20 protein-coding genes are annotated in these 19,156 nt (G+C 66.7%); 14 read left to right on the top strand and 6 right to left on the bottom strand.

All coding sequences use genetic code 11. From position 1 onward, the window contains the following. Position 1: 1 nt before the first annotated feature. Positions 2–631: a TetR/AcrR family transcriptional regulator gene (locus NJ1_RS09785; protein ID WP_067690629.1), complete on the bottom strand. Its 630-nt coding sequence runs from the start codon at positions 629–631 to the stop codon at positions 2–4. Between the two features lie 160 nt (positions 632–791). On the opposite strand from NJ1_RS09785, the gene NJ1_RS09780 reads away from it, so the two are divergent. The 5 genes from NJ1_RS09780 to NJ1_RS09760 all read left to right on the top strand — a co-directional run bounded on the left by NJ1_RS09780 (position 792) and on the right by NJ1_RS09760 (position 5,263). Next, positions 792–1,850: an alpha/beta hydrolase gene (locus NJ1_RS09780; protein WP_067690626.1), complete on the top strand. Its 1,059-nt coding sequence runs from the start codon at positions 792–794 to the stop codon at positions 1,848–1,850. Positions 1,851–1,940: 90 nt separating this feature from the next. Then, positions 1,941–2,156 (top strand): hypothetical protein, encoded by a 216-nt coding sequence (locus tag NJ1_RS09775; RefSeq protein WP_157573870.1) that lies wholly within the window; start codon positions 1,941–1,943, stop codon positions 2,154–2,156. Positions 2,157–2,162: 6 nt separating this feature from the next. After that, positions 2,163–3,113 carry a hypothetical protein gene (locus NJ1_RS09770; protein WP_067690618.1) on the top strand — a complete coding sequence of 317 codons (951 nt, stop codon included), beginning with the start codon at positions 2,163–2,165 and terminating at the stop codon, positions 3,111–3,113. Between the two features lie 22 nt (positions 3,114–3,135). Continuing rightward, on the top strand, positions 3,136–4,503 hold the full coding sequence (locus NJ1_RS09765; protein WP_067690615.1) for an ABC1 kinase family protein: 1,368 nt from the start codon (positions 3,136–3,138) through the stop codon (positions 4,501–4,503). Between the two features lie 124 nt (positions 4,504–4,627). Then, positions 4,628–5,263 (top strand): TetR/AcrR family transcriptional regulator, encoded by a 636-nt coding sequence (locus NJ1_RS09760; protein ID WP_067690612.1) that lies wholly within the window; start codon positions 4,628–4,630, stop codon positions 5,261–5,263. 31 nt (positions 5,264–5,294) lie between these two features. Here the strand turns inward: NJ1_RS09760 and NJ1_RS09755 are convergent, their stop codons facing one another. The 5 genes from NJ1_RS09755 to NJ1_RS09735 form a co-directional block, all read right to left on the bottom strand. Beyond that, positions 5,295–6,899 (bottom strand): flavin-containing monooxygenase, encoded by a 1,605-nt coding sequence (locus tag NJ1_RS09755; RefSeq protein WP_169813117.1) that lies wholly within the window; start codon positions 6,897–6,899, stop codon positions 5,295–5,297. A 71-nt stretch (positions 6,900–6,970) separates the two neighbouring features. Beyond that, positions 6,971–8,563, bottom strand: a complete 1,593-nt coding sequence (locus tag NJ1_RS09750) for a flavin-containing monooxygenase (RefSeq protein WP_067690606.1) — start codon at positions 8,561–8,563, stop codon at positions 6,971–6,973. A gap of 44 nt (positions 8,564–8,607) precedes the next feature. Beyond that, positions 8,608–8,787, bottom strand: coding sequence for a hypothetical protein (locus NJ1_RS09745; RefSeq protein ID WP_067690603.1), 180 nt, complete (start codon positions 8,785–8,787; stop codon positions 8,608–8,610). Positions 8,788–9,182: 395 nt separating this feature from the next. Next, a complete protein-coding gene (locus NJ1_RS09740; protein WP_157573869.1) occupies positions 9,183–9,677 on the bottom strand; it encodes a hypothetical protein in 495 nt (164 codons plus the stop codon). Positions 9,678–9,826: 149 nt separating this feature from the next. After that, entirely contained in the window at positions 9,827–10,714 is an 888-nt protein-coding gene (locus NJ1_RS09735) for a class I SAM-dependent methyltransferase (protein WP_245717304.1), read from the bottom strand. A gap of 94 nt (positions 10,715–10,808) precedes the next feature. On the opposite strand from NJ1_RS09735, the gene NJ1_RS09730 reads away from it, so the two are divergent. The 9 genes from NJ1_RS09730 to NJ1_RS09690 all read left to right on the top strand — a co-directional run bounded on the left by NJ1_RS09730 (position 10,809) and on the right by NJ1_RS09690 (position 19,029). Continuing rightward, the gene (locus tag NJ1_RS09730) at positions 10,809–11,096 is read left to right on the top strand and encodes a hypothetical protein (RefSeq protein ID WP_157573868.1); all 288 of its coding nucleotides are present in this window, start codon (positions 10,809–10,811) and stop codon (positions 11,094–11,096) included. A gap of 65 nt (positions 11,097–11,161) precedes the next feature. Beyond that, entirely contained in the window at positions 11,162–11,962 is an 801-nt protein-coding gene (locus tag NJ1_RS09725) for an MlaE family ABC transporter permease (protein ID WP_339380957.1), read from the top strand. Then, positions 11,959–12,822, top strand: a complete 864-nt coding sequence (locus NJ1_RS09720; RefSeq protein ID WP_245717303.1) for an ABC transporter permease — start codon at positions 11,959–11,961, stop codon at positions 12,820–12,822. Before NJ1_RS09725 ends, NJ1_RS09720 begins: the two co-directional genes overlap by 4 nt. Further along, positions 12,786–13,871, top strand: coding sequence for an MlaD family protein (locus NJ1_RS09715; RefSeq protein WP_169813116.1), 1,086 nt, complete (start codon positions 12,786–12,788; stop codon positions 13,869–13,871). Before NJ1_RS09720 ends, NJ1_RS09715 begins: the two co-directional genes overlap by 37 nt. Continuing rightward, positions 13,868–14,881: an MlaD family protein gene (locus NJ1_RS09710; protein ID WP_067690591.1), complete on the top strand. Its 1,014-nt coding sequence runs from the start codon at positions 13,868–13,870 to the stop codon at positions 14,879–14,881. Before NJ1_RS09715 ends, NJ1_RS09710 begins: the two co-directional genes overlap by 4 nt. Beyond that, entirely contained in the window at positions 14,869–15,894 is a 1,026-nt protein-coding gene (locus tag NJ1_RS09705) for an MlaD family protein (protein WP_067690588.1), read from the top strand. The genes NJ1_RS09710 and NJ1_RS09705 overlap by 13 nt, the downstream gene beginning before the upstream one ends. Further along, positions 15,894–16,994, top strand: a complete 1,101-nt coding sequence (locus NJ1_RS09700) for an MlaD family protein (RefSeq protein WP_067690920.1) — start codon at positions 15,894–15,896, stop codon at positions 16,992–16,994. Before NJ1_RS09705 ends, NJ1_RS09700 begins: the two co-directional genes overlap by 1 nt. Next, positions 16,991–18,064 carry an MlaD family protein gene (locus NJ1_RS09695; protein ID WP_157573866.1) on the top strand — a complete coding sequence of 358 codons (1,074 nt, stop codon included), beginning with the start codon at positions 16,991–16,993 and terminating at the stop codon, positions 18,062–18,064. The genes NJ1_RS09700 and NJ1_RS09695 overlap by 4 nt, the downstream gene beginning before the upstream one ends. Continuing rightward, positions 18,061–19,029 (top strand): MlaD family protein, encoded by a 969-nt coding sequence (locus tag NJ1_RS09690; RefSeq protein ID WP_067690585.1) that lies wholly within the window; start codon positions 18,061–18,063, stop codon positions 19,027–19,029. The genes NJ1_RS09695 and NJ1_RS09690 overlap by 4 nt, the downstream gene beginning before the upstream one ends. Positions 19,030–19,156: the final 127 nt, after the last annotated feature.

Genomic DNA, 19,156 nt, shown 5'->3' with positions numbered 1-19,156 from the left:
ATCAGCGGACGGGATTCTCGCTGTGCGGGATGGACGCGCGAAGCCCCTCGATCCACAGCGTGATGGTGTCACTCAGCAGCCGTGCCGACTCCTCCGCGGTGATGATGCCCGACGCGCTGCCGATGGACAGCCCCGCGCCGGTGGCCACGATCGCGCGCACGGCCGCTTCCACCCGCGTCCCGGACAGCGGAATGTCCCGCGGAACGAACTCCTCCAACAGGATTCGCCCCGAGGCGATGACTCGTCGGAGCACGGGTGCCGTGGTCTCGTGCTGCTGGCCGTGGCGGAAGATCGTGGTCAGGTACTCGGCGCCGAGGGTCAGTAGTTCGGTATTGGTGGAGGAGCGGGCCCACCAGTTCGACAGCACCTCCAGTCGCTCCCGATCGCCCTCCGGCGCCGCCATGAGCGCGGGCGTGAGCTTCGCGAGTTCCCTCGCGAGCGCGCGCTGGATCACCTCCAGGCACAGCGCCTCCTTGTTCTCGAAGTTGCTGTACAGCGCACCGATGGTGCGCCCAGCCTCGGCGGCGATGGTCGTGATCGACGTGGCGTGACAACCCTGCGCGAAGAACAGTCGCTCGGCGGCGTCGAGCAGATCTTCCCGGGTCTGGGCCTGGCTTTCGGCTCGCGTCATTACTTTTCGACCAGCCACGATCTTTCGACCTCCCTGTACGAGTGCGACTCGCAGCTCACCGCTTCGTTGCCGCTCTGTTGACGGCGCTCCATATTGGGATAATACTACTATGTGAATAGCAACAGTATTCTGATACTGGATGAGATGTGAGGAGCTTCGGATGATCAGCAACGACGCGGTCGCCGTACCCGGAACGACGGTCATGGCCCAGCTGCCGCGTCGCGCGAGCCGCCGGCAGCGGGCCGTACACGCGCTGTCCCATGCCACGCTGCGCCGATTCTTCGATCTGAGTGTCCGGGTCGACGAACGCGGCTGGCTCACCCCCGCGCAGATGCTCTTCGTGACGAACCGCTTCGACCCGGTCGTCGCGCCGCTGCGCCCGCCGCGCGGCACCCGGCTCACGCCGGTGCGGTTCGAGAATTTCCGGGCCGAATGGGTGGCGCCGCGCGGTATCGAGGATCTGGACGCGATGCGGGAACCGGCCGCGATTCTCTATCTGCACGGCGGCGGCCTGGTGGCGTGCGGGCTCAACACCCATCGAAGGTTGGTCGCCCGCATCGCCGCGACGGCCGGGGTGCCGCTGCTCAACGTGGATTACCGCCAGATCCCGAAGGCTCACGTCACCGAGACCGTCGAGGATTGCGTCACCGCGTACCGGTACCTGCTCGCGCAGGGTGTCCCCGCCGAGCGCATCATCGTCGCCGGTGACTCCGCCGGTGGCGGGCTGGCGTTCTCGCTCGCGCTGGCCGCGCGGGACCGCGGCCTGCCGATGCCGTCCGCGATCGTGGCGATCGCGCCCTGGGCCGACTACGACGCCACCGGCAAACGGCAGCACCCCAACGACCGGACCGAGGCAATCCTGCGCGGGGCCGTGTTCGCCATGCCGACCCGGTGGGGCATCGCCAGGGACGGGTGGCTCGATCCGCGCTGGTCCCCCGTCAACCACGACTTCACCGGTATGCCAACGGCTTTGATTCAGGTCGGCTCCGGTGAGGTGCTGCTGGCCGACACCGAATTGCTGGCCCGGCGCTACGCCGAGGCCGGGGTTCCGCTCGAGCTGCAGATCTGGGAGGACGCGGTGCACGTGTTCCAGGTCGCCGCCGACGTGCTGCCCGATGCCCGCGACGCGATCGCGGAGATCGGCGTCTACATGCGCGGTGTGTTCGCCCGTGCCGAGGCCGCCGAATCGACCGCATGGTCGCAGAAGACGCCGGCGTGACGCGCACGCCTTCATCGAAAACCGCTGTGCGGTAGAGCCATTCGACAGGCCCGCTGACAGGGCCGACGACAAGAAGGGGGATGTGTCGCGATGACAGACCATCGAGCGGCCTTGCGCGCCGCGCTGGGCCGGTCCGGGGATGTGGTGCAAGCCCTGACGCCGGAGGAATCGGAGCGGCTGCTGGGCCTGCTGCGCCGGGCACAGGCCGCCCAGCGCCGCAGTCTCGACGCCTCGATCGACGAAGCCCTGAAGGTGCTGCCGCGCTTCGTGCGGATTCCCGCCCGCTCGATCCTGTTCGGAAAGTGAGCTGACATGGCCGATTTGGTAACCCGCGCGCAGATCACGATGCTGGCGCAGCTGCTCGATGTCGAACCCGGACAGTTGCGCGACCTCGAGCGGCTCGGCGCACCGGGGCTGGACGAGCTGCGCACGGCCCTGTCCGCGGCGCTGTTCGACTCGATGGCCCCGGTGTTCGCGCGGGTCAGCAAGCTCGCGCCGCTGGTTCCCGACGCGCTGGCGGCGACCGTGGCGGTCAAGGCGGTCCCGCCTGAGGTCGCCGGGCGGGCCGGGGGCGCCATCGGTATGGACCACCAGCATCGAGCCGCGAGCTTGATCACCCGGCTCACACCGGCCTATCTGGCCGATGCCGCGCCGTACGTCGACCCGCGAGTGATTCCGTTCTTCGCGCCGAAACTGCCCTTCACCCTGTTGGTTCCGGCGGCGGACGAGTTGCTGCGCCGCCGTGACTACCTGACCGCCGCGCGATTCGTCGAGTACGCCACCGACGAGCTCATCCGGGAGTTCGAACGCCACGTGCAGGACGACGCGGCGATCGTGCTCACCGGGGCGATGGTGACGCGCACCGAGATCCTGAACAAGATCCTGCGGGTGGCCGGACTCGAACGGCAGACCCGGCTGATCGAGGCCGCGGTGACCGCCGGCGGAGAGACACTGGTGGCGCTGCTGTCACTGCTGGGCCGCATCGCCGCGGAGTTCGCGGGCCCGATGAGCAATGCGCTGTTCGAATCCCGTGGCGAGCAGGAGCTTTCACGGATCTGTGCGCTGATCGTCGAGGGCGGCGCGGGCGCGGAACTGCTCGACGTGCTGGGTTACTTCTCCGACAACGCGATTCGTGCGCTCGTGGCCACCGGGCAGCTGTCCGATACCGTAGCCTTCGAGCAGGTCGCGACCACCGAACGGCGGCGGGCCGCGTGGCGCAGGCTGGCCGCGGTGTCGGCATCGCCGGACTCGGCTACCGGGTAGCGGAACGACAGGGGAGAGCACGATGGCCGAGCGCATTCCGAAGGGCCGAGTCGCGCGGGGGCGCAAACTCGGCATGCTGGCGGCCGGGCAGGCCGCCCGGGGTGCGACGGCCCGGCTCTCGATGATCGGGCGATCCGAACGGGCCCGGGAGGTGCTGGCACAGCGTTCCACCCTCGATGCGGCCGAGCAGCTCGTGGATGTGCTCGGCGCGATGAAGGGTGCGGCCATGAAGCTGGGCCAGATGCTCTCGGTGCTCGATCTCGAGCTGGTTCCCGAGTCGCATCGCGAGCGCTTTCGCACCAAGCTCGCGGTGCTGCAGGATCAGGTTCCGGTGCTGCCCTTCTCGGCCATGCGCGACGAGCTGGAGGCCGAATACGGTTCGCTGTCAACGGTATTCCGGGCGTTCGACGAGGAGCCGATCGCCGCGGCCTCGATCGGACAGGTGTATCGCGCCGTCTTGCGGGACGGTCGCCGGGTCGCGGTGAAGGTGCAGTACCCCGGGGTCGAGAAGGCCATCAAGTCCGACCTGCGCAACCTGGCGTTGTTCGCGAAGCTGTGGACGTCGATGTGGCCGGCCCTGAGCGGGGGAGGGGTGATCGAGGAGGTGCGCAAGAACCTCGAATCCGAACTCGATTACCGGCGCGAGGCGCGGATCCAGCATCAGGTCGCCGCGCAGTATCGCGGGCATCCGTTCATCGTGATCCCCGACAGCGTGCTCGAACTGTGCCGGGACCGGATCCTGGTCACGGAGTACCTGGACTCGAAACCGTTCTCGCACATGAGAACTCTTCCCGATGCCGAGCGCGACCGCATCGGTGAGCTGATCTACCGCTTCTATCTCGGATCGCTGTTCGAACGCGGCGAGTTCTGTGGCGACCCGCATCCCGGCAATATTCTCCTGACCGCCGACGGGCGAGTCGGGTTCATCGACTTCGGCCTCTACAACCGAATGGATGCCGCCGATATCGAGTTCGAGCGTCAGGTCGCCCGGGCCGCGAGCGAACGGCGTGCGGAGGATCTGCACGCGCTGTTGAGCGCGCGCGGCATCATCGACCCCGCGGTCGAGGTGGCGCCCACCGAATGCCTGGAGTACATCTGGGCCGCGTCGGCGTGGAACCTGGCCGACGAGGAGGTCACCATCACCTCCGAATTGGCCACCGGCGCACTGGTATCGGCCATCGATCCGCGGGCGAGCGAGTTCAGTGCCATGCGCCATCAGATGCTGCCGCCCGAGCACGTGTTCTCGCGCCGCGCGGATTTCATGACCTTCGGTGTGCTCGGGCAACTCGTGGTGACCGGCAACTGGCATCGCATCGCGCGCGAGTGGCTCTACGGCGAACCACCGGTCACCGAGATCGGGCGAGTGCTCGCGGAACGCGCGAATGTGTAGAGTCTGCCCGATCATCGGCCCGCCACTTTGGTCATTTGCCTAAATCTGGATAATGTCGGTACCTGGAAAAAGCGATGCCGGTACGCTCCGCATTCGCTCGGGAGTATTCGACAACGGAGGAACCGTGGCCGCTCGTAAAGTGCTGACCCGCGCGGAAAGTCAGGCGCTGACGCGGGAAGAGCTCATCGAGGCCGCCGAGCGGCTGTTCTACGCCAACGGCTACCACGCGACCTCCCTGGCGGCGATCGCGGCCGAGGCCGGTCGCACGATCGGCGCGGTTTACAGCAACTTCGATGCCAAGGAAGACCTCTGCCTCGAGGTGCTGCGCGGGTGGGGCAGCAAGAAACTCTCCCGCCTGGCCACGGCCATCGCGTCCACCGACGGTTCGGTCGAGGAGCGGCTCGCCGCGATCGCCCACTGGTGGGATACCCAGCTCATGTCGGAGGACGCGGCGTTGATCCTGGCCGCGGAGTACGGCATCAGTGTGGTCCGGGATCCGGAGCAGCGTGCGGCGGCGGTCGCGGCCTGTGAGCGTTTCGTCGAAACCGGGCGGGTCCTGCTGGTCGAACATCTGCCCGAGGGCACCGCCCACAGCCAGGAGGTGCTCGAGGACGCGGTCTACGGCGTGCTCGGGACGGCGGTCGGACTCGCCGTGGGTCACGTCACCGAATTGACCCCGAGCGAGCGCAGTACCACCATCCTCATCGCGACTGTCGAGTTCTGGTTGCGCCGGCTCGGGGAATCGGTGAGCGCGTCCTGATCCCGAGCGCGGGCCCGCGTGGACCGGATTGTCACGCGGCGTCGGTGCTTTCGCGGTTCTGCTTGGGAACGGCCGCGCGGAATGTGTAATCCGCGGCGGGATCGAAACTTTCGCTGTGATTCCACAGCGAATCGCGGAATCCGGCCGAGGGGCGCAGGATCGGTGCTTCGCCACGGCTGTTGGAGAAGTAGCTGTGCACGTTGTGCCGCTTGCGCTGAATCTCGACCAGGTATTCCTGCGCGACCGCGGTGAACGGGCTGCTCGTCATGGTGCGGTGCCAGGACTCGTGCGCCTGCGGCGTGACCTCGACGACCTCGGTCTCGCCCGCCTTGGCCGCGGCGATGACCTTGGCCACGTGTAGCGCGGAATTCTCCATCATGCTCACCCAGGTCACCCCGTTCCAGCCGTAAGGGCCGTAGAGGAACCAGCGGTTGGGCATCTTGGGAATGGTCACTCCCGCATAGGCCTGCATCCCGTTGGCGCGGTAGAACTCTCCGAGGTCGAAGCCGTCGCGGCCCAGCACCGCGCCGGTCGGGAACGACTCGGGTTCCGAGGCGGGGGTGAAGCCGGTGGCCAGGACGATCATGTCGTACCCGTGCTCGACGCCGTCGGTGGTGCGGATGCCGTTCGCGGTGAAGCGTTCGATCGGCGTGGTCACCAGATTCCCGTTCTTGCGACTGAACGACTGCAGGAAGCCACGGCCGAAGGTAGGCATATTGGCCATGAGGCCGTGCCTGGGCACCAGGGCACGGCGCGCATCGGGGTCGTTGACCAGGGCCCGCAGGTAGAGACGATAGGCCGCGCGCAGAGCACCTTCCAGCCCCTGCAGCAGCGCCAGCGAGACGCGTGGGGGCACCTTCTCGGCCCCCACGACAATCGCCTGGTAGACGTACCAGTTCGCCATATAGGCGAAGGTGTGGAACCGCTGGGAGCGCATGAGCCGCCGCCCGATCCGACCGAAAGCGAAGTCCGGCTTGGGGAAACACCAGGTCGCGGTGCGCTGGTACACATCGAGATGGCCGACCTTCGAGGCGATCGACGGCACGATCTGCATCGAGCTGGCACCGGTGCCGATGACCGCGACGCGCTTGCCCGCGTAGTCGTAGTCGTGATCCCAGCCCGCGGAGATCATGAGCTTTCCGGCGAACTCGTCCACACCGGGAATGCCCGCGTTCGACCGGGGTTCGAGGAAGAATCCGGTCGCGCACAGCACGTACCGTGTGGTCAGGACCGAGCCGTCCGCGAGATGGACGTTCCAATAGCCGTTGTCGTCGTCCCAGACCTCACGCCGCACGTTCACACCGAAGCGTGCCCGCTCGTAGAGGCCGTGCTCACGCGCGACGCGCTGGCAGTACTCGCGTACCTCGGAGCCCTCGGCGAAGACCCGCGTCCACTGGTTCGGCGCGAAGGTGAATTCGTAGGAGGTGGACGGGACATCCAGGGCGACACCGGGATACGTGTTGGCGATCCAGGTGCCGCTGAAGTCGGCTCGGCGGTCGAGGATCACGAAATTGTCGATCCCGGCGCGACGCAACTGGCAGCCTGCCGCGATGCCGCCCACTCCGGCGCCGATGATCACGGCGTCGAATTCGGGTAGCGACTCGGGTGCGGTGTTGTCCACGGTGTTCGAACTCAAGGTGTGCTCCGTTCTCGATCTCACTCGACGCGGGGTGGCCCGGCGGTGAGAAGGTCTGGGTTTCGTGGGTGCTATCGGGCGGCTGCGGCGGGAGTGGAATCGCCGGCGGCCGTTTCGGTGTGCCCGGACCCCGTGGCCGGCGCGGGCTCGTAGCGGTAGTCGTCGAGCGGGAATTCGCGGGTCTGTCTGCGGGCTTCGAAGTAGCTCGCGGGGCGGATATAGGTGCTGTCGCCCTGGGAATTTCGGTAGTAGGTGGGCACGTGCCCGTTGAGCTCGGTGAGGTAGTAGCGCACGCCCTCGGCCCGCTTGTGCACCTCGCGGTGATAGGCGTCGGCGACGTCCTTGCGGACCTCGCAGATGGCCGCGCTCCGTCGGCGGGTCTCGGTGATCGCTCGCACGGCGTGGTCGGAGGTCGTCTCGACGAAGGCGTGCCAGCTGGTGCCGCTCCACGAGTACGGGCCCACGAGCGTCCAGCGGTTCGGCAGACCGGGCACCGAGACACTCTGGTAGGCCTGCAGTCCCTCGCTGTTGTAGAACTCGGCGAGGTCGAATCCGTTGCGGCCCACCACGGTTCCGGGTCGGTAGGTCTCCGGATCGGAGAACACCTCGTACCCGGTGGCCAGGATCAGCACGTCGAACTTGTGGAGCACGCCGTCGCGGGTCTTGACCCCGGTCGGGGTGATCTTCTCGATCGGGTCGGTGATCAGCGTGACGTTGTCGCGGTTGTAGGCCGACAGGTACCCGGTGGACATGGTCGGTCGCTTGGCGAGCACGCCGAAGTTGGGACTCAGCTTGGTGGCGGTGGCCGGATCCTTGACCACCCATCGCACGTATCGGGCGTAGCCGGCGATCATCCAGGCGTCGAATTTGTCGGCGATCGGGCGGAACGTCGCGATCGGGGTTTTGCTGACGAATCGCAGCAGCACGTCGACCGCCACGAACGCCGCGCCGTTGATCGATGCCGAAACCCCGGGGATCCCCAGCACCACCTTCAATGCCTTGGGCACGACGAAGTCCGGCTTCGGCACCGACCAGACGGGTGTGCGCTGGAAGACCGTGAGGGCGCCGACCTCGGGGGCGATGGCCGGAATGATCTGCACCGCACTGGCTCCGGTGCCGATGATGCCGACCGTCTTTCCGGCCATGTCGTAGTCCTCGTCCCAGGAGGTCGGTCGCTGGACCTTGCCCCGGAACGACTTGGCGCCCGCGATGCCGACGTCCTCCTTGGGGCGCACGAACGACCCGATGGCGCTGATCACGAAGCGCGCGGTGACGGTGGAACCGTCGTTGAGATGCAGTGTCCACCAAGCGTTGTCGTCATCCCACGTCTCGCGCTCCACAGTGGAGTCGAAGCGGGTCCGCTCGTAGAGGCCGTACTTGCGCGCCACGTCGGCGTGGTACTTCTTCACCTCGGGCCCGGGGGCGAAGAAGCGGGACCAGTTCGGGTTCCGCTCGAAGGAGTACTGGTACGTGGTGGACGGCACGTCCACCGCGATGCCCGGGTAATGGTTCTCGTGCCAGCTGCCGCCGACGTCATCGGCGCGCTCGAGGATCACGAAGTCGTCGATCCCGGCCATACGGAGTTTCGCCCCAGCGGCGATCCCGCCGGGGCCGGCGCCGATCACGGCGACCTCGAATTGCGGGTGGCGGGTGGTCTCGGTCATGTCGTTCTGCCTTCCTGAACGTCGTGTGGTCCTGTCGATGTCTGTCAATTGCTCGTCCGCGCGGAGCCCGGCGACAGCGTCCGGACCCGGGCCCATTCCACGACCTCCCAGGCGATGGCTCCACCGACCCACACGACCGGACTCAGAACCTCGAGCCGACTCCCCGGCGACTCGGATTGCGCGGTGGCGGGTAGGTAATCCCGCCCGTCGTAGACCTTCGACATTGAAGAATCTCCTTGTGAGCAACCAACGCAAGCCAATAGGAATATCGACTCACCTTGGATAAGCAGTTTATTCAGATAGTAGTGCTATTGCAATGGTGAGTGGGTGAATGGATAGAGTCGGTAAGGGTGCTGGCGACCATGGGAATTGGCGGCGTCTGTTGCGCCGCTTCGCTGAGTGCGCAGAGGTGCGCCGATCGGTCCGGCGGTGAATTGCCCACCTCGGGCAGCTGAATCCGCGCGAACCGCGTTGCGAATATCGGCGGGGCCGGGCGATGCGGTGTGGACACGCTCGAGCCGGGCGCTCCGGCCGGTCGGAGACGGCGGGAATCGTGGGTGCGCGCCCGTGCGGGTGCGCCGATCATCCGGCCGGCCGCTTATGGCCGGCCGGATGTGTACTACTTGAGCGGCAGTGCGCCGTCCATCCCGCCGACGTCGGTGATCTTCCAGTCGGAATTACGGTCGATCGCGACGTTGTAGGTGACGGTGGTCTGCGCGCCGTCGGGGTTCTGGGCGTTGCTCGACGTGACGTTCACGAACACGTTCACCTTGTACAGCCCATCCGATTCGCTGATCACCTTCGCGGTGATCGGCGTGGCGGTGGAGGTCCACTTCAGCGGTGTGAGGATCTCTTGCAACTTCGGTGCGGTGGTGTCGAACTTGTTCGCCAGTGCCGGAGTCGTATTGGCCTTGAGCTTGCCGACCCAGGAGTTGAAGTCGGCGAAGTTCACCGTCGCGGCGCCGACCGCGTAGTCGGTGGCGATCTGCTCCGCGTGCTTGTCGTCGGCCGCGGCCGCGTCGCGGGAGGAGATCTCGCTGTGCGCGGACACGAGGAAGCCCGCGAGCGTGAGCGCGGTCAGCCCCAGGGCTGCCGTGGCGCCGGCCCATGCCATCGTCGAGACCGAGACGGATACCGAGCGGCGGGTGGGGGCGGTCGTCGCCGGCGCGGGTTCGGGCGCTGAAGTTGTTTGGAGCGTAGGTGAATCGGTACTCATTTGTGGGTTGTCCTTGTTCGGGTGGGCACCGTCGGGTGGCGGGCGCATCAGCTCTTGGTCGCGGTGATGGTCTGTGCCAGGCCCGCGGTCACCTGTTCGATCTCGGTGAAGCCCAGCCCGCGCAGGAGATCGGTGATCTCGTCGCGGCCGAACATGTGCACGGTGCTGAGCTTTTCCATGACCGCGACGTGCGGGCGGTCGCGACGTCCGCCGGGCGCGAGGCTGGTGAGCAGCACGATCCGCCCGCCGGGCTTGAGTACGCGCGCCATTTCCTCGATGGCCCGGAACGGTTCGTTGATCAGGTACAGCGCCGCCAGGCAGCTGACCGCGTCGGCGACTTCATCGCGGAACGGCAGGTTCTCCGCGTCGCCCGAGAGATAGGCCACTGCCTGGCCCGGGTTGTCCGCGACGGCGCGCGCGAGCATCGGGTGCGACGCGTCGAGACCGATCGCCAGCCCGTCGGGACCGACGACCTGACCGTATGTTCCGGTGAAATTGCCTGGACCGCAAGCGATGTCGAGCACCGTCTGCCCCGTGTGCAAGCGGAGCGATCGGGCCGTGCGAGCGCGGTCCTCATCCTGTCCGGGTGCCTGCAGCGCACTGGCCACTCGCATGCCCAGCGGGCGGCCCAACTGGTAGATGCCCGCGTAGAACCGGGTGCGCATGAGTTGCTGGCCGAAGCCCTGCGTCGCGGGAATGTCGATGCCGGCGGTCTGCAGATAGCCCGCGGCATGGGTGATGAGTCCACGACAGCGCGCCGGATCCAAGAGTTCCCGCGCGCGATCCGCCGCCGTCGGGCGGGTGGTGAGCGGGCCCTCTGTCGGGTCCAGGTTTCGGGTCATTGCCGTCTCCACATCCTCGTCGACGCCGGGGTATAACAAATAGCAGTTATCTTGGGATAATACCGATATTTGGAGTGGCATGGCAATGGTCATATGCACAACCCGCCACACTCCGCTCAGGGCACAAATGTGGATTGCGTCACTATCCGCATAGCACTAGTATCTGCCATAGCGGGAGGGGATCAGGATGCCAGAAGAGAAGAATCTGCCCACATCACGCGTCGTACGCACCGCGATGTCGGGTGGGGTCGTCGCCGGTCAGGCTGTGCGACACGTGGGGACGAAGGTCGCGGTCGCCGGGCGCGGTAGCGAATATCGCGCGGCGAAAATGGAGAAAAGTAAGGTGCAGGCCGCCAAGGCCGACACAGCCCGCAGGCAGGCCATGCCCGCCGATCAGGCGGTGGTGCTGCATATGACGGAGATCCTGGGGCGAGCGAACGACCTGCGCGACGCCGTCGCGGAGCCGGCGTGGTGAGCTCGACCGATCCCGATGCACCGGCAGTGAAAAAGGCTGCCGCGAAACGCGATTCCCTTCCGCTCGTGCTCCGCCGGAATGTGTCGGACACGGTCTTGTCGAGCGTGGAGACCCTCGGCCGCTTGGTCGCGCTCGCGTTCGAGGCCGTGCGCGGCGCGATCACGGATCTGGTGTCGGGAAAGTTCCAGTGGCGCGAGACTATTCAGCAGGCCTGGTATCTGATCACGGTGACGGCCATCCCGGCCGTGCTCATGGCGGTTCCCTTCGGCGTCGTGGTGTCGGTCCAGGTGGGCAACCTGATCCATCAGCTCGGCGCGGATTCGCTGCTCGGTGCGGCCGGTGGGCTCGGGGTCATCCAGCAGGGTGCGCCGCTGGCCACCGGACTGTTGCTCGGCGGTGCGGGCACCGCCACCATCGCGGCGGATCTGGGCGCGCGCACCATTCGTGAGGAGATCGACGCCCTGCGCACCATGGGCATCAGCCCGGTGCACCGGCTGGTCATCCCACGGCTGGTCGCCATGCTCTTCGTGGCGCCGCTGCTCAATATCCTGATCATCTTCGTGGGTGTGCTCGCCGGTTACGCGGTCGCCACCGGCGTGCAGGATGTGACGCCGGGCAGCTACTGGGCCACCTTCGGCGCGTTCTCCACGCTGACCGATGTCGCGATCTCGATCGGCAAGGCCGTGGTGTTCGGTTTCCTGGTGGTGATCATCGGCTGCCAGCGTGGGCTGGAAGCCAGAGGCGGCCCACGCGGTGTAGCCGACGGGGTGAACGCCTCGGTGGTGCTCTCGGTCGTGGCGATCGCCGTGGTGAATGTCGGTATGACGCAACTGTTGTCGATGTTCTATCCCACGAAGGTGGCGTGATGGCCGCCCCCTACGCTCCTTTCGGGCTCGGCTGGGCCCGCCGCATGACGCAGCGCGCGGCACCGTGGGCACCCTTCGAGGCGATCGGTTTCGCGGTCGCCTTCGTGTGGGAGGCCTTCGTCTCGATTCCGGTGACCATGCACCGCTACCGCGCGCAGACCATGCGAATGATCACCGATATGACCTGGGGCCGTGGCTCGCTGATCGTCGGCGGCGGTACGGTGCCAGTGCTGATGATCCTCGGCATCGCCATCGGCGGCGGTGTCGGTATCCAGGGCTATATGGCCTTGAACCTGGTCGGGCTCGGGCCGATGACGGGTGTGGTCTCGGCGTTCGCCAATACCCGCGAGCTCGCCCCGATCGCCGCGGCGGTCGGCTTCGCCGCGCAGGCCGGCTGCCGCATGACCGCCGAGATCGGGTCCATGCGCATCTCGGAGGAGATCGACGCACTCGAATCGCTGGGCCTGCGCTCGATTCCGTTCGTGGTGACCACCCGCGTGCTCGCCGGCGCGATCACCGTGGTGCCGACCTTCCTGGTGACCCTGCTGCTGAGTTACTTCTCGTGCGCGGCGGTGGTGCTTGTCGTGCACGGGCAATCGAGCGGGATCTACGACCATTACTTCTATCAGTTCGTCAACCTGCACGACATCGTCGCCGCGACGATCAAGATGCTGGTGTTCAGTGTCGTGGTCATCCTGATCCATTGCTACCAAGGGTTTTTCGCCACCGGCGGACCCGAGGGCGTGGGGATCGCGAGCGGGCGCGCGGTGCGGGCGAGTTTCATCGCCATCATCACCCTGGACATGCTGCTGACGGTCGTGCTGTGGGGTATCAACTCGTCGATCACGTTCTCGGGGTGAGCGCGATGCCCGCCTACGGATTGTCCGGAGTTCGCACCACACGCCGCGCCGCGCTGCTGATCGGGGTACTGACCCTCGTGGTCGTCGTCGCCATGGCCTTCACCTGGAACGCCGTCTCCGCCCGTCGCGGCGACGGCGAGTTGCAGATCCAGCTGCGCACCAGCCGAACCGGGGACGGCGTGGTCTCCGGCGCCGGTGTGCGCTTGAACGGAGTACAGGTCGGGCGGATCAAAGAGGTCGAAAGTGCCACGGGCGGAACGCAGTTGATCACCCTGTCGCTGGACGGCACCCAGCTGTACGGTCTCAGCGACAGCCTGCGTGTCGAATACGCGCCCTCGAACCTGTTCGGGATCAGTGAGGTCGTGCTGCGACGCGGTGACGGCGGCAATCCGCTGCGCGACGGCGCGATCGTGGACCTCACCGCGGCCGACCGGGTCGACGATGCCACCATGGGTACGCTGCTGCGGTCGCTGTCGGCGACCACCTTGACGGTGCTGACCCCGCAGCTGACCGAGGTGATGAACCAGATCGGCACGGAAATGCGCGCTTTCGCGCCGCTGGTGCAGGCGATGGTCGGGGTGAGCCGCGCGATCGCCGACGCCCAGCGCTATCCGACCTCGTTCCTGATCGAGCAGTACGCCTCGTTCTTCAACGGTGTCGCCAAGTTCGGCGACGGCTTCGTGAAGCTGATCGCGAACATCTATCACATCGACGTGCTGCGCAATGATCGTGCACATTTCGACGTCGGCGTCTCCCTGGTGGTGGATCAGTTGTTCCCGCTCATCAGCCGCGTACTGGGCACCGCGAACGGTCAACTGGGCGGTTACGCCGACAGCCTCACCGTCCTGCTGACCCAGTTGGTGCGCACGGTGCCCGATCCGGATCGTTCGCACGCGGATCTGTCCGAACTGCTGGACCGGCTCGATCGCACTTTCCAGGACACCCCCGATGGCCCGCAGGTCGGTCTCGACGTGGTGCTGCGCGGTATGCCGGGGCTGGCGGTGCCGCTGCTGGGCAGCGCGCTGCCGCAGGCGGGAGGAGAGCGGTGAAGACCACAAGTGTTCGCGCAGTCGTGGTTCGGCTGGTGTTGTTCACCGCGCTCATCGCGGCGTTGCTGGCGGGGATCGTCGTGGCCATCCAGCGGCCGATCGACGGGCGCACGATCACACTGGAGGCGACGTTCACCGACGCCAGCGGGCTGCGCGCCAATGACGATGTGCGCATGTTCGGTGTGGCGGTCGGCAAGGTGAGCGCGATCGATCTGGTCGAGGGCCGAGCGCGCGTGCGGTTCACCGTGCAGCGCGACCGCTCGGTGTACGACAGCAGCACCCTCGCCATCAGGTATCAGAATCTGACGGGCCAGCGGTATGTCGACATCAAGCAGCCCGAGCATCCGGGAAAGCAGTTGCCGGAGAACGCCACGATCGGGACCGACCACACGATTCCCTCCTTCGACATCACCGCCCTGTTCAACGGGATGGAACCGGTGCTGGCCAAATTCTCCCCGGATGCGCTGAACCAGTTCATGTCCCACGCGATCGCGGTCATCGAAGGCGACGGCTCCGCGGTGGGCGCGACCCTGGACGCGATCGAGAAGCTCTCGGCCTACGTCTCGGATCGCCAGGCCGTCATCTCGCTGCTGCTGCGCAATTTCGAGCAGGTCGCCGGCCAGATGGGCGGGAAGTCTCCCGAGGCCGCGACTCTGATCAAAGGCATCTCCGATGTGTTCGTGAACCTGCAGAAACAGTTCGAAGGACTCATGGATTTCGTGAACGTGGCCCCGTCGGTGCTGGGACCGCTCAACAGCCTGCTGGCTCGGCTCGGTTTCACGCAGCCGGACAATCCGGATCTGCAGCAGGATCTTCGCTACCTGTTCCCGGATCCGCAGACCACCGTCGATCTGCTCAACCGGCTGCCGGGCCTGCTGCAATCGCTGACCGCGCTGCTGCCCGCCACTGCGTCCGGGGTGGACCTCGCCTGTAGCAAAGGCACTGCCGACGTGCCCGGCCCCTTGGCTGTTCTCATTGCCGGACAGCGGGTTTCGGTATGCAAGGGCTGAGGCGCGCGGGGCGCTTGCTGCGTGATCTGCGGTACGGGACCGACACCGACCCGCGCACCCAGCGTCTGCTCGGTGTGGTCGGACTCGTCGTGGTGGTCCTGGTACTCGCGGTCAGCGTCGTGATCTACGTGGTGCCCCTGGGCAAGCGCACCTACACCGCGCTCGCGCAGGACGCGGGAACGATGGCCGTCGGGGACGACGTGCGGATCGCGGGCGTCTCCGTCGGCTCGGTCACCTCGCTGGAATTGACCGACGAGGCCGTGCGCATGGAATTCACAGTGAAGAACAGTATTTCGATCGGCGCGGACACCAGCCTGGATATCCGCATGCTCACTCCGATCGGTGGCTACTACGTGGCGCTCACCCCGGCCGGCACCACGCCGCTCGGCTCGAAGATAATTCCCGCCGATCGGGTTCGCCTGCCCTACAACCTGATTCAAGCCATCCAGGACTCGCAGCGGCCACTGGCCGGGGTGGACGGGAACACATTGCGCCACAACCTGAGCGATCTGACCGCTTCGCTGCGGGAGAGTCCGAATTCGGTCAGTACTCTGACCGACTCCCTGAACACGATGGTCGGGCTGTTGAACACGCAGAACCGCGATGTGAGCCGTGCGCTCGATGTCGCCGACGAATACCTGAGCATGCTGGGAGATTCGCGCAAGGTCATCGGCGCCATGCTCACCAAGATCGGACTCATGGAGACGCAGATCCTGGATCGCCGAGCCGATGTGCAGGAAGCGCTGCGAGTCGGGACCGAATTGCTCTCGCGCATCGCAGCGATCGAGCCGGCCTGGAGCGAACAGCTCGAGCCCCTGGCCGACCGCATCCTGGCCGCCGAACCGCAATTGCAGCAACTCGGGCAGCGGCTGGGCGAGGTCGCCGATCAACTGGCGCAAGCCGGGGACCGGCTGCGTGCCCTCATCACCCCGCAGGGCATCCCGGTCGATCGATCCGGCGTCACGGTCACCGCGCCGGCGCTGTGCGTCCCGGTGCCGGGGAGGGGATGCTGATGCTGCGCACGCTGTTCGCCTCCCGCGGATTCGTCTCCGCACTGGGTGTGGTGCTCGTCGGCGCGCTGGCTGTGGTGGCCGGTTTCGTGATGCTGCGACCGACCGCGGCGCGGATCGGATACTGCGCGATCCTGCCCGATGCCATCGGTCTGTACGTCGGCAACGACGTGACCCTGCGCGGTATCAAGGTCGGTTCGGTCACCGGCCTGAGTAACGAGGGCCCCGCTGTACGAGTCGATTTCCGGATCGACGCGAAGCATCCACTGCGCGGCGAGCCCACCGCCACCACGCTGTCGGACACCATCGTCGCGGACCGCCGGCTGGCCGTGAACGGGAATACCGGCCCCGACTGGAAACCCGGCACCTGCCTCACGAAAACCGCTACGCCCAAGAGCATCACGCAGACGTTGGACGCGATGTCCACGCTCGCAGACGAGCTCGACGGCGGCGCCGACTCCGCTCGTCACGGCACTCTCAGCGCCGCCGTCTCGGAGTTCGACCGGGCCACCGTCGGAACGGGTCCGACCCTGAACTCGATCGTCACCCAGCTCGCGGCCGCGCTGCGCAGTCCCGACAGTTCCATCGCGCATATCGGTTCCCTGATCGACACCATCTCGGCGCTGTCCAAGAGCGTCGCCGACGGCTGGGGTGATCTGCGGCAGATGCTCGACGGGTTGTCCCCGATCCTGCAGTTGGTCAACAACGTCTGGGACCAGGTGGTGCAGATCGTGCACTCGGTCGTGGTGCTCCTGCCGTGGTTGAACGACGTCACCAGCAAGTACGGCGAACCCATTCTGGGACTGCTGGATCGGACGGTCCCGTTCCTGGATCTGGCCGCCGCGCACGTGGGCTCGCTACAGCAGATCATCGACATGATCCCGGTGGTCGCCGACGGCTTCCGCACGGTGACCGATCCGGCGACCGGAGCGATCATGATGTCCTACAGCGCTCCCCGGGTCGCACTGGATCAGCCGGGAGCCGAACAGGTGTGCGGGGCGATCAATTCGTTGATCCCCGGACACTGCGCCGATGCCGGCACTGGGTTGGCCTCCACCGATCTGACCACCCTGGTACTGAGCCTGGCGGGAGGCGCCCGATGAGCACGCGCGCATGGATGTCCCGGGTCCTGCTGGCCCCGGCGGTCGCCCTGGTGGTGCTGCTGCCCACCGGATGCGGGGTGGACCCGTCGAGTCTGACGCTGCCCGGTTCGGGCGTGCACGAGGACACCTACGTGATTCGGATCCAGTTCGCGAACGCGTTGAACCTGCCCTCGCACGCGCGGGTCATGGCCAACGGTGCACAGGTCGGCACCCTCTCGAAGGTCACGGTGGTCGATCCCTCGCCCGATGTGGGCGGCTCGGTCATCGCCGAGGTCGAGATCGGCAAGTCCGTCCCGGTGGCGACGGACGCGAAAGCCCAACTGCGCCAGGACACCATCCTCGGCGACATCTACATCGGACTCGAGCTGCCCGCGTCGATAGGTGGGCCGATGCTCGCCCCCGGCGATCTGCTGCCGATCACGCAGACCGAACCCGCGTTGCAGATCGAGGATGTGCTCTCGGGGCTGGCGACGTTCGTCTCCGGCGGCGCGCTGCGCTCGGTGCAGGACACGGTCAACCAGATCAATGCCGCGCTGCCCGCCGACCCCGCCGAGACACGCCGCCTCGCGGACGTGCTGAAGAACGACCTCATCGACGTGGCCGCGCACTCCGGAGACCTTGGGGCGTTTCTGGATTCACTGGACGTGAACGCGAGGCTGCTGCTGGACAACAAGGCGCAGTTCGATGAGATCCTCACGCCGCAGGGCGTCGTGGACATCACCGGTATCGCCCAGACTCTCATCCACGTCATCGGTGTCATCGGGGCGCTCGGCGGTATCGCGCACGCGCTGGCGTGGCTCGCGCCGCTGCTCACCGCGGGCGACGCGACCGCGCGCGCGTTCGTGCCGATGCTGTTGAACACGGGCCGTCCGCTGAATCTGTCGGCGCCCTCGAATCTCAATCGTCTGGTGGATTTCTTGCGCGACAAGCTGATTCCGTGGGCCGAACGTCCGACGGTGAACGTCCTCGGTGTCCGTGTCGAGAGTTCGGCTGCGGCACAGCGGCTCTCGGTCCAGGAGCAGACAGACGGCATCGTGGCCGCATTGCGGATGATCGGCATGGTGCGATGAGGCGCCCGGCCCTGGGTTCGGTGCTGTCGCTTCTCTCGATCGGTGTGGTCGCGGTGCTCAGCGTCGCGTACCTGTTGTTCGGCGTCGCCCGCGTGGACTGGTTCGAGCAGCGCGATTCGGCGGTGATGCTCATCCCCGACGCGGCGAATCTGGTGCCGCATTCGCCGATCCTGTTGTCCGGGGTGAAGGTCGGGCGGATCACCTCGGTGCGCAATATCGCCGACGGGGTGCAGGTGCGCTTCGACATCGATTCAGGGCGGCGCATCCCCGCCGACAGCACGGTCGTCATCGAAACACTCTCCGCGCTGGGTGAGCCGTACGTGGACTTCCGTTCCCCGACCGGCAGCGGCCCCTATCTCGCGGACGGGCAACTCGTGCACACGCAGGCGATCCGCACGCCACGCTCGATCCCGGAGGTCGCGCGCACGGTGACCGAGTTACTGCGGCAACTGGATCCGCAGGCCCTGGCCGGACTGGTGACCACGTTCTCCCAGGCGATGGCAGGCACCGACGCGGTCGTTCCGGAGTTGACCCATGCCACCGATCTGCTCGCCTCCACGCTGATCGCCCGCATCCCGAGCATCCGTGCGCTGCTGACCGATGCGCAGGTGCCCGGACCCGATATCGCGCAGGCCGGCGCCGACATGGCCGATGGCGGACCGCAATTGGATCAGTTCGGCATCAAGGTGCAGCAGGTGGTCGATTCGCTGCAGGATCTGCTCAACGCGCGCCCGGTTCCCGAGGCGTACAGCGAGGGCAGCGGACTGCTGCCCTTCCTGAACAAGGTCGATGCCTACATCGGACGCATCGGCCCGGATGCGCAGCGCCTGTACCCGGTGATCGGGCCGCTGATCGAACGCGGCGGGAACTCCGTGCAGGGCCTGGATCTGTCGGCGTTGATCTCGCAGGCGGTGAACTCGGTATCGCCCGACGGCAGGATTCGATTGCAGATCACGCCTCGGTGAGAAGCCCCGGGGGAGTGGGGCTTTCCACACGCGGGGCGGTCACACGCGCCAGCGAGGCACGGTCACGTGCGCAGAGATCTGCCGCGAGTCAGCCGATTCTGTGATCATGCGGGCTCGGAAACGGTCT

The sequence above is a fragment of the Nocardia jejuensis NBRC 103114 genome (assembly GCF_001613145.1).
GTDB lineage: Bacteria > Actinomycetota > Actinomycetes > Mycobacteriales > Mycobacteriaceae > Nocardia > Nocardia jejuensis.
The sequence above is the reverse complement of the archived record's forward strand: the minus strand, read 5'-3'. Positions and strand labels throughout refer to the sequence as shown.